Origin of the sequence: Sphaerisporangium sp. NPDC088356, assembly GCF_040685555.1 — a bacterium.
Classification (GTDB): domain Bacteria; phylum Actinomycetota; class Actinomycetes; order Streptosporangiales; family Streptosporangiaceae; genus Sphaerisporangium.
This window is the reverse complement of the sequence record NZ_JBFBIK010000077.1, coordinates 25135-34672: the sequence shown is the minus strand read 5'-3', so window position 1 is coordinate 34672 and position 9538 is coordinate 25135. Positions and strand designations below refer to the sequence as shown.

The following is a 9538-nucleotide window of genomic DNA, read 5'->3' as shown; positions in this document are numbered from 1 at the left end:
CGGCCGGCCACCAGGACGCTCCGGCGCCGGAGATACCGGTCGTCCTCGACATGCCGGGCAAGGCCGCAGATTTCCTGCGCACTGCCGAGCTGGACAACACCGAACGGGCCGCGCTCGAGAAGGGCCAGGCGGTGCGACGCGGCCAGGCTACACCCTGCGTGTCAGGGCCACCCCTGCGGTGCACCGCCGACTTCTCGCCCGGTGCGAGCCACTCGACGACGCCTCGGCAATACCCGCGCAGCGCAAGGCCCGTCGTGAGTATGCGAACCGTGTCAACGCCCTCCGGCCACGACTAGACCATGATCAATCTGAGCGTTTACCCTGTACCGCTGCTACTCAACCCCGTCATAGCAGTCGGGCCCGCGCAGCCTCACAGCCGGGATCTCAGCACGTCGATCTCACAGCCCGGCGCGAACGGGTCGAAGCCGTGCTCGACCAGCCAGCGAACCACCAGCAGGCTTCGCAACGACCACCACGCGCGGATCACGTCGAGGTCGACATCGGTGCCATAGCCGGCGACGACGTCGCCGAGACGCTTCTCGTGTCCGAGCGTCAAGGTGGCGAGGTCGAACAGGGCATCACCTTGGCCTGCCTCGGACCAGTCGATGATGCCCGTGATCTCGTCGCCGTCGACGAACACGTGAGCGATCTGCAGGTCGCCGTGTGTGAACGCCGGACTCCAGGGCCGCAGCGCGGCCTCGGCGACCTGGCGGTTGCGGGTGACCAGGTCGGCGGGCAGGACGCCGTTCGTCACGAGCCACTCGCACTCGCCGTCGAGTTCCGCCGCCAACTCGTCGATGCCCCGGCCGGCCTGGCCGGTCCGGGCAGGCAACGGCGCGTCGTGCAACCTCCGGACGGCGGCACCCGCCGCGGCCCACGCCGCCGGGGACGCGGTCGACGGCTCGCCGAGGCAGCCGAGCGCCGTCCCCGGGACCGCGGCGATCGCGAGCACCGGCGGCTTGTGCCACAGGACCTTCGGGGTCGGGACCGGCGCCAGGGCCATCGCCTCGACCTCGACGTCGATGCGCGTCGGATCGGCGTCCACCTTCAGGAACACGTCGCCGACGCGCAGGGTCGCGCGCTCGGAATGGGCGACGACCACTTTGACCTCATCCATGGGCGACCAGTATTCCGGGGACGATCACCGACGTCACCAGGTTTGTCACGTGCGATTGCGCGGCTGACCGCGTCCCGCTACCAAGCGGCCTCGTGCGCGACACCGACCGCTGACCAGGTCAAGTCCACCACTTTTGTTAGGAGCCCTTAGGCGGGGGTCAGGACGGTCTTGCCGGACAGCCGTCCGGCGGCGGCCTGACCGTGGACGGCGGCCAGGTCGGTCAGCGGCCGCCGTTCGGCCACGTTGATCTTCAGATCTCCGGCGTCGACGCGGGTCACCAGCTCGGCGAGGTGGTTGGCGTCGCTGCGCGTGAAGACCCGCACTGTCCGCACACCGCGCCCGGCATCTTCTGGGCCGGGCGTGTTGAGGTCCCGCCCTTACGAGCCACAACTGCGTGCTCAGCCGACGGCAGCGCCGAACCATCTGGGGAGCCGGCTGAGCAGATCCTGCTGATCGTCGCCGACCCACGCCACGTGGCCGTCCGGCCGCAGCAGCACCGCGGGGACGTCCAGTTCCTCGCTGGTGTCGACGACGTGGTCGACCCGCTCTGCCCAGCCCGCCACCGAGAGCCGGCCGGTCTGGTCGAGCAGTAGCCCGCGGCCGCCGTGCATCAGCTCATACAAGCGACCCCGCTTCAGCCCCACGTCCCGCATCCGCCGGCCGAGCAGGTCATGCCCCTCGCCGAAGTCGTAGCGGACCCCGATCGCGACGATCTTCTCGATCAGGTACCGGTTCACCTCTTCGAAATCCATCAGTTCCGCCAGCAGCCGGCGTACCGCCTGCGGCCCCGGCTCGGTGGACAGCAGCACCATCTGTGCGCGGGTGTTGTCCAGCACGTCGGCGGCCACCGGGTGCCGTTCGGTGTGGTAGCTGTCCAGCAGCCCCTCCGGCGCCCAGCCGTTAACCTCGGCGGCCAGTTTCCAGCCGAGGTTGAACGCGTCCTGGATGCCGAGATTGAGTCCCTGCCCGCCCATCGGCGGGTGGATGTGCGCGGCGTCGCCGGCCAGCAGCACCCGGCCGACCCGGTAGCGCTCAGCCTGCCGGGTGGCGTCGCCGAACCGGGACAGCCAACGCGGCGAGTGCACACCGAAGTCGGTACCCGCGGTCACCCGCAGCTGCTGTCTGAACTCCTCCAGGGTCGGCGGGACCGTGCGGTCCTCGGCCACCCCCGCGGCGGGCACGACGACGCGGTACGCCCCGTTCCCGAGGGGCCCGGCGCCGAACCTCAGCTGGGTATTGCGGACCTCCGCGACGATGGCGGCCACCGTCGCCGGATCCTCGGTCACCTCCATCTCGCCGAGCAGCGTGTCGACTCTGGAGGGCTCGCCGGGGAAGCCGACACCGAGCAGCTTGCGCACCGTGCTGCGGCCGCCGTCGCAGCCGACGAGGTAGCGCGAGCGCAGCTGCGTGCCGTCGGCCAGCTCGACGGTCGCCCCGTGCTCGTCCTGGCTCAGCCCGACCAGTTCGCAGCCGCGCCGGATCTCGACGCCGACCTCGGCGGCGTGCTCGGCCAGCAGGCGCTCGGTGATGGTCTGCGGGATGCCGAGGACGTAGCCGTGCGCGGTGTCCAGCCTGTTGGGGGAGCGCTTGGTGATGCCGGCGAAGAAGCCACCCACCTCGTACTGCCGGCCGAGCGCGAGGAACCGCTCCAGCAGACCGCGCTGGTCCATCACCTCGATGCTGCGCACGTGCAGACCGAGCGCGCGGACATACCCGGTCGGCTCCGCCTCCTTCTCCAGCACGAGCGCGTGCACGCCGTGCAGCCGCAACTCGGCGGCCAGCATCAAGCCGGTCGGTCCGCCGCCGGCGACGATCACGTCAATCATGAACCCCCCATTCGACAAGGTTGCATTTCGGCCAGTTGCTCCGCGCGGTCGGGCGGCGGGCACCCGCACCTCCGCGCCGAGTGCCCGCAACCGCACCGCAAGTTCCATCGGCGGTTCGACGTTCCGCGAGACCCACACGTCGACAAGAGCACGCCTACTTCGCGAATCCCCGATTACCGCAGGTTCTGGCCTCGGCCGACGATTCTGCAGCACGACCCGGGTCTTGCCGCAAGGCCCCCGGTGCGCTATATGTTGAGAGTGGCAAGGAGTGGGGAAACCTCCTTGCCTTCTTCTTTTGTCGTCCGCTGCGTGCGGTTCGCCGGCGACCTCGGCCAGGCCGTCGAGCGCGGCGGCAAGGCCGGCGGGGGAGTCACCGCCGCGGTCCTCGCCTGCTGAGTGCGCTGATCGGCCAGCTCAGCGCACTCGGTCGTAGACCATGGCGATCTCGCCCAGCTCGCCGGTCTCCTGGTGTGTGAGCGTCCACTTCGACGTCGGCAGGCCGTCGTCGAAAAGTCGCTGCCCACCCCCGGCGATCTCGGGGAAGATCATGAGGTACAGCCGGTCGAGCAGGTCCGCCGAGAGGAGCGCCTTGATGACGCTCGCGCTGCTGTTGACGAGGATGTCGCCCTCACCTGTGGCCTTGAGTTCGGCGACGACGTCCGCGGCGGGGGCGTTCACCACGCGGGTGCGTTCCCACGGCGCTTCGGTCAAGGTGGTCGACAAGACCACCTTTTCCGTGTCGACCAGCCACTTCGCGTATCCGCGATCACGCGGATCGGCGTTCTCGTCTTCGGCGACCGGTGGCCAGTACCCCATGAATCCCTCGGCATTGTGTCGGCCGGTGGTAGTTGTAGTGGATGTTCCACACGCCGAGGGCGGCGCGGGTTCAGGCGATCAGCAGGCGAAGGCCAAGCTCTGCCGCGTCGAGATCGACGAGGTCTCGGTTGCGTTCGGCCCACCGACCGGATGCGAGGTCATCACGGAGGCTGTGCACCGCGCGCTGCTCGGCCTCCGGCCCGACTCTGGCCCAGACCGATACCCCGCGACGGACGTTCTCGTCCAGGTATGCCTCGGGCCGACGCCAGTGGGCCTCGAAGAAGCCGTCAGCGCAGTCCCACGGGATGAGCACAGGTTCCATCCGGGCTCCGATCGCGCCGGCCTGCTCGGTCACCGAAGGCCGGCCGACAAGGAGGTTCGCGACCTCAGGCAGGTAGTCGCGAGTAAGCCAGAACCGATGACGCCATCCGGTGTCACTGGTGTCGTGCGTGAACACCACCACGCGGCGAGCAACCCGCCGCATCTCGCGCAGGCCGGCGATCGGGTCCTGCCAGTGATGAACGGAGGAAACAGCCATCGCGGCGTCGAAGGACTGGTCATCGAATGGCAGGTTCTCGGCAGTTCCAACCAGGCACGGCGCCGCGTCCGGAAGGCGCTGCGAACGCATGAGCGCCGACGGTTCCACCGCGAGGACGTGGCGGTCGGGGGGCTCGTAGGACCCGGTGCCCGCCCCAACGTTCAGTATGGTCCGGGCATCGCCGAGCGCAGCCCAGATCTGCGCAGCGATGCGCGGTTCAGTGCGCCGTGTCACGGTGTAGGTGGCTCCGATGGTGTCGTACAACTGCGCGCTGGACATTGACACTGCCTTTCTGGCTGTCACCCATCGTCCCCGCACAGTGCCTGTGGCCTGGGTAGCGAGTCACTACGCGGATGTCGCTTGATCGCTATTTCACCATGTTGATCGGCATACGAGGAGCTGCCCGTGCACCTGTTGCGCACCTCCGGCCCGTCAGCACTGGGAGGCGATCGCCAAGGCGCTGCGGCCGGTTTAGACCGTTGCGAGCCGGGTGGCCTTCGCCGTGTCGCTCCCGCGCAGCAACTGCATGACGAGATCGAGCTTCGGCCGGGACGCCTTCGCGCCGCCTGCGGGCTCGTGGTCACGGACCCGAGTGTCGGCAGAGGCTCGTTTGCCGACACTCGGGGGTCCCTAGGCCGGTCGTCGTTGCACGGCGTCGGCGATGACGGCTGTCACGAGCTTGTTGACGACTGCCGTGGTCGGCGGGCCGGGGTCGCGGTCTGCGAACAGCAGATGCCCGCCACCGACCAAGGAGAGGGTGAGTGAGTCGATGTCGGCGTCGGCCGCGATGCGGCCCAGTTCACGCTCGTCGGCCAGATAGGTCGAGATCGCGGTCGTGGCCTGGGCGAGGATCGCGATGCCGCCTCCGGGTCTGGCTTGCCGCAGCCGTGCGCGCAGCGCGTCCCGGAAGGTGATGAGCGGGATGATTGCCACCGCAATCGGTCCGAACAGGGTGGTCAGCGCGCTGGTGAGGTTGTTGGCCACCGTGCCGGTGCCGGCGGACTCGCGCAGCGCACTCGCCTGCGTCTCGAGCTGCGCGGCCCGGTCGAGCACGAGGTCGGTGAGGAAGGCGTCGAAGTCGGTGAAGTGCCGGTGCAGGACGCCTTTGGCGCAGCCCGCCTCGTCGGTGACGGCCCGGCTGGTCAGCCCGTTCGGCCCGTCCCGCAGAAGCACGCGTTCGGCAGCGTCGAATAGCTGCTGCCGCGCGTCGCGAAGGTGCACCCCAGTCGGCACTCAGAGATCCTTTCGTGCGTCACCCCGCTGGCATCCGTTGCCCAGTGGGCGCATGCCCACTAAGGTGGGCGCATGCCCATACTACCGCGAGAGCAACCAGAACCGTCCCCAGCGGAGCCGCACGAGGCCCGGCGGATGGCCGAGTCGTTCGGCGTGGACGCGCAACGCTACGACCAAGCCCGCCCCGGCTACCCCGATGCATTGGTGGCACGGATCGTCGCCGGGAGCCCCGGGCCTGACGTGCTCGACGTCGGCTGTGGTACCGGCATCGCAGCCCGCCAGTTCCAGGCCGCCGGCTGCGCCGTGCTCGGCGTCGAGCCCGATGCGCGGATGGCCGACTTCGCGCGATCCCGCGGCCTGCAGGTCGAGGTGGCGGCCTTCGAAGCCTGGCAGCCAGTCGGTCGGACGTTTGACGCGGTCATCGCCGCCCAGTCGTGGCACTGGGTGGATCCGGTCGCCGGCGCCGTCAAGGCGGCACGTGTGCTGCGTCCAAGGGGACGGCTGGCGATCTTCGGGCACGTGTACGAGCCGCCTGCCGAGGTGGCCGAACCGTTCGCCGCTGCCTACCGGCGGGCAGCGCCGGACTCCCCGTTCAACGGCCAACCGGCCCGACGTCCGCTCGACCTCTACCAGGCGGCATACGCGAAGTTCGCCGAAAAGATCCGCGAGACCGAACTGTTCAACGATCCCGAACAGTGGCGATTCGACTGGGAGCAGTCCTACACGCGCGACCAATGGCTGGACCTGCTACCCACCACCGGCGGCCTCACCCAACTCCGTCCCGATCAGCTGACCGAGATACTGGACGCGGTCGGGGGCGCCATCGACTCATTGGGTGGACGCTTCACGATGAACTACACCACCCTGGTCGCGACCGCCGTACGCGCCGGCACCTACTGAGTCCATCCGCCAGATCGCCGCCGACCTCACCCTCGTCACGTCGCGCGGCATCGGGCGTCCAGGCACGCCGCAGCGGCTGCGCGCCGGCCAGCCATCCGGGGGTGTCCATCCAGGCCGTCCGCCGCCGCCTCGGTCACGCCAGCACCGAAACCACCCAGCTGTACGCCCTGCTGGACGACAAGGTCGCCGACACCGAAATCCGCGCTGCCCGCCGACGCCGCGACCGAGCGGCGCTCTGACCGGACTGCCGGCACACCCTGTTCCCTCACCTGAGAAATGCATCAGTGCAGGTCAGCGCAGATCTGCGGGTTGTTGTGCATGTTCAACATGAACTTCAACGTCGTCTCCTTCGATGGTCGGGCGGCGGCCCCCCAAAGGCGCCCGTTCACCATGGAGCCGGAGCAGGTGCCGCATTCTTGCGGTACCGGACCGCCAGAATTTCCGCCCGCTCCCGACTATGTCGCGAAGCGGCGCCTGACCTGCGCGTTTCGTGCCCAACAGGAACGAACCTTCCACGCATCGGGGTCAGCCTGCCGCCCGTACGCGACCCCGACGCCGACGTGGTCCAGGTGACCGTACGGCTCGGATTTCACGCCGTGCCCGCCAGCGAGCGGGTGAGCGCGTGGCCGCGCCTGCTGAGGCCCCTCCAGGAATCAGCCGCGGCGGTCCGAGCGGCAGGCGCTCGACCGGCGGTTGAGCGGCGGTTAGGCTGCGGGCGGCGCGGACATGATCGCGTACCGTGGCCCGGCGGGGAAGGGGATCGATGTTCGGCAACGTGCTGCGTGACTTCCGAGTTCGGGCACTGCTCACGCAGGAGGAGCTGGCCGCGTTGTCCGGCATCAGCGAGCGGCAGATCCGCGAGATCGAGTCCGGCCGGGTCGCGGTGCCCCGGTCCAGCACCGTCCGGGTGCTCGCCGACACGCTCGAACTGTCCCCGGCGGAGCGGGCCGCCTTCCAGCTCGCCGCGCAGCCGGACGCCGGACGCCCGCCGGTGCCCGCGCAGTTACCCGCCGACGTCGACGGATTCACCGGTCGTGCCGAGGCGCTGCGCGCGCTCGACGCGGCCACGGCCGCGGTGCTCACCGTCTCCGGCCCCGCCGGCGTGGGTAAGACCTCACTCGCCGTGCACTGGTCCCGCCGGGTCGCGGACAGCTTTCCGGACGGCCAGCTGTACGTGGACCTGCGCGGCTTTTCTCAGCACGCCACGGTCGATCCGGCCGAGGTGATCCGCGGATTCCTGGACGCGCTCGGGGTGCCGCCCGATGGCATCCCGCCGGGCTTCGCGGCGCAGGTGGCGCTCTACCGCAGCCGGTCCACCGGCCGCCGCCTGCTGGTCGTGCTCGACAACGCCCGCGACGCCGACCAGGTCCGGCCGCTGCTGCCCGCCGGCCCGGCCGCCCGTACGCTCGTCACCAGCCGCCGGCAGCTCACCGCCCTGGTGGCCGAGACCGGCGCCGCCGCGCTGACGCTGGACGTCCCGGCCATCGAGGAGGCGGTCGAGCTGCTCAGTCACCGGCTCGGCACCGCAGCCCCGCAGAAGACCGACTCGAACACCGGGTCACCCGCGGCCGAGACCCGGCCACGTCGTTCCCCGACCACGGCGGACACCGGTCGGCGCCCGTCGCGCCTGGAGGCTGAGGTCGCGGACGGTGACGCCGTGGCCGCGATCGCGGCCGCGTGCGGACGGCTCCCGTTGGCGTTGGCGCTGGTCGGTGCGCGGGCGCGACTGACCGGCTTCCCGCCCGCCGCGATCGCGGCGGAGCTGCGCCACCCGGGCGGCCGGCTCGCGGCCCTCGACATCGACGCCGTGTTCTCCTGGTCCTACGACGCGCTGAGCCGGGACGCCGCACGGTTGTTCCGGCTGCTCGGGCTCGCCGCGGGTGCCGACATCGCGGTGGCGGCCGCGGCCGCGCTGGCCGGCCGCGCGCTGCCCGAGGTCCGGCGGACGCTGGCCGAACTGAGCCACGCAAGCCTGGTCACCGAGCATGCGCCCGGCCGCTACCGGATGCACGACCTGCTGCACGCCTACGCCGGCGAGCGCGCCCGGGTCGAGGAGTCCGAGGCCGCGCGGCAGGCGGCGCTGACCCGGCTGCTCGACCACTACACGCACACCGCGTACCAGGCCGAGCTGGTGCTGAATCCGGTGCGCGCGCCCATCCCGATGACACTCGGCGCGCCCGCCGACGGGGCTGAGCCGAAACGCGTGGTCGACCTCGCGGCCGCCCTGGAATGGCTGAGGACCGAGCACGCGGTGCTGCTGACCGCGCTGCGGCAGGCCGAGGAGGAGGGCATGCACAGGCACGCGTGGCAGCTGAGCTGGGCGCTGGACACCTTTCTGAACGATGAGCGGCGCTGGCAGGACGAAGGGGCGGCGTGGGCGGTGGCGCTGCGCGCGGCGACCGCCATGACCGACCGGCCGGCGGCGGCGCACGCTCACCGTTTCCTGAGCGCGGTGAACGGACGGCTCGACCGGTTCGACGACGCGCACGCCCACATGCGGCAGGCGCTCGAGCTGAGCCTCGCCGCCGGAGACCGGGCGGGCGAGGCGGAGAACCGCTTCGTGCTGTCCTATGTGTACTGGCTGCAAGGCGACCTTGAGCGTGCGCTGGACCAGGCCGAGCAGTCCCTGTCCCTGTTCACCGAGCTCGACGACCCGCTCTGGGCGGGAAAGGCGAGCCTCGCGGTGGGCTGGTACCACTCCGGGCTCGGGGCTCACCAAGAGGCGCTGCCGTTCCACCTGCGAGCGCTGGAGCTGCAGCAACGGGCGGGTGACCTGGCCAACGAGGTGGTCACCTGGGACTCGCTGGGCCTGCTCCACCAGTGGCTGGGCGACCCGGAGACCGCGATCGGGCACTACGAGCGTGGCCTCCGGCTGGTCGCCACGATGGACAGCCCCGCGTTACAGGCCCAGCTTCTCGGGCACCTCGGCGACGCGAGCGAGGCCACCGGCGACCCGCAGACGGCCCGCGAGCGCTGGCTGGAGGCCTACGAGATCTTCCACGATCTCGGCCACCCCCAGGCGGGTGACCTGCGCCGCAAGCTCCAGTCTCCAGGCCCGCCGTAGCCGTACGGCGGCGGCGCTGGGCTTCACCGTGCCCGGCGAATCAG

At 70.6% G+C, this 9538-nt stretch carries 8 protein-coding genes and 1 pseudogene; 3 read left to right on the top strand and 6 right to left on the bottom strand.

Annotation, left to right across the window (positions count from 1 at the left end; genetic code table 11):
• Positions 1 to 370: 370 nt before the first annotated feature.
• The 6 genes and pseudogenes from AB0O34_RS25035 to AB0O34_RS25010 all read right to left on the bottom strand — a co-directional run bounded on the left by AB0O34_RS25035 (position 371) and on the right by AB0O34_RS25010 (position 5530).
• Positions 371 to 1117 (bottom strand): phosphotransferase, encoded by a 747-nt coding sequence (locus AB0O34_RS25035; protein ID WP_363919206.1) that lies wholly within the window; start codon positions 1115 to 1117, stop codon positions 371 to 373.
• A 146-nt stretch (positions 1118 to 1263) separates the two neighbouring features.
• Positions 1264 to 1470, bottom strand: a pseudogene (locus AB0O34_RS25030) (zinc-binding dehydrogenase); the annotation flags it as partial.
• Positions 1471 to 1515: 45 nt separating this feature from the next.
• Positions 1516 to 2943 (bottom strand): rifampin monooxygenase, encoded by a 1428-nt coding sequence (rox, locus tag AB0O34_RS25025; RefSeq protein WP_363919204.1) that lies wholly within the window; start codon positions 2941 to 2943, stop codon positions 1516 to 1518.
• Positions 2944 to 3357: 414 nt separating this feature from the next.
• The gene (locus AB0O34_RS25020) at positions 3358 to 3759 is read right to left on the bottom strand and encodes a dihydrofolate reductase family protein (RefSeq protein WP_363919202.1); all 402 of its coding nucleotides are present in this window, start codon (positions 3757 to 3759) and stop codon (positions 3358 to 3360) included.
• A 70-nt stretch (positions 3760 to 3829) separates the two neighbouring features.
• Positions 3830 to 4576 carry a class I SAM-dependent methyltransferase gene (locus tag AB0O34_RS25015; RefSeq protein WP_363919200.1) on the bottom strand — a complete coding sequence of 249 codons (747 nt, stop codon included), beginning with the start codon at positions 4574 to 4576 and terminating at the stop codon, positions 3830 to 3832.
• A gap of 351 nt (positions 4577 to 4927) precedes the next feature.
• Positions 4928 to 5530, bottom strand: a complete 603-nt coding sequence (locus tag AB0O34_RS25010; protein WP_363919198.1) for a TetR/AcrR family transcriptional regulator — start codon at positions 5528 to 5530, stop codon at positions 4928 to 4930.
• Between the two features lie 135 nt (positions 5531 to 5665).
• Here AB0O34_RS25010 and AB0O34_RS25005 point away from each other — a divergent pair, with 135 nt between their 5' ends.
• From AB0O34_RS25005 to AB0O34_RS24995, 3 genes are all read left to right on the top strand, one after another.
• Positions 5666 to 6430, top strand: a complete 765-nt coding sequence (locus AB0O34_RS25005) for a class I SAM-dependent methyltransferase (RefSeq protein WP_363919196.1) — start codon at positions 5666 to 5668, stop codon at positions 6428 to 6430.
• Between the two features lie 101 nt (positions 6431 to 6531).
• The gene (locus AB0O34_RS25000) at positions 6532 to 6669 is read left to right on the top strand and encodes a hypothetical protein (protein ID WP_363919194.1); all 138 of its coding nucleotides are present in this window, start codon (positions 6532 to 6534) and stop codon (positions 6667 to 6669) included.
• Positions 6670 to 7193: 524 nt separating this feature from the next.
• A complete protein-coding gene (locus tag AB0O34_RS24995) occupies positions 7194 to 9494 on the top strand; it encodes a tetratricopeptide repeat protein (RefSeq protein ID WP_363919192.1) in 2301 nt (766 codons plus the stop codon).
• The last annotated feature ends 44 nt before the right edge of the window (positions 9495 to 9538 follow it).

Coding starts and splice junctions, on each gene's coding strand:
- AB0O34_RS25035 (WP_363919206.1), bottom strand. CDS start 1,117: ATGGATGAGGTCAAAGTGGTCGTCGCCCATTCCGAGCGCGCGACCCTG.
- rox (WP_363919204.1), bottom strand. CDS start 2,943: ATGATTGACGTGATCGTCGCCGGCGGCGGACCGACCGGCTTGATGCTG.
- AB0O34_RS25020 (WP_363919202.1), bottom strand. CDS start 3,759: ATGGGGTACTGGCCACCGGTCGCCGAAGACGAGAACGCCGATCCGCGT.
- AB0O34_RS25015 (WP_363919200.1), bottom strand. CDS start 4,576: ATGTCCAGCGCGCAGTTGTACGACACCATCGGAGCCACCTACACCGTG.
- AB0O34_RS25005 (WP_363919196.1), top strand. CDS start 5,666: ATGGCCGAGTCGTTCGGCGTGGACGCGCAACGCTACGACCAAGCCCGC.
- AB0O34_RS24995 (WP_363919192.1), top strand. CDS start 7,194: ATGTTCGGCAACGTGCTGCGTGACTTCCGAGTTCGGGCACTGCTCACG.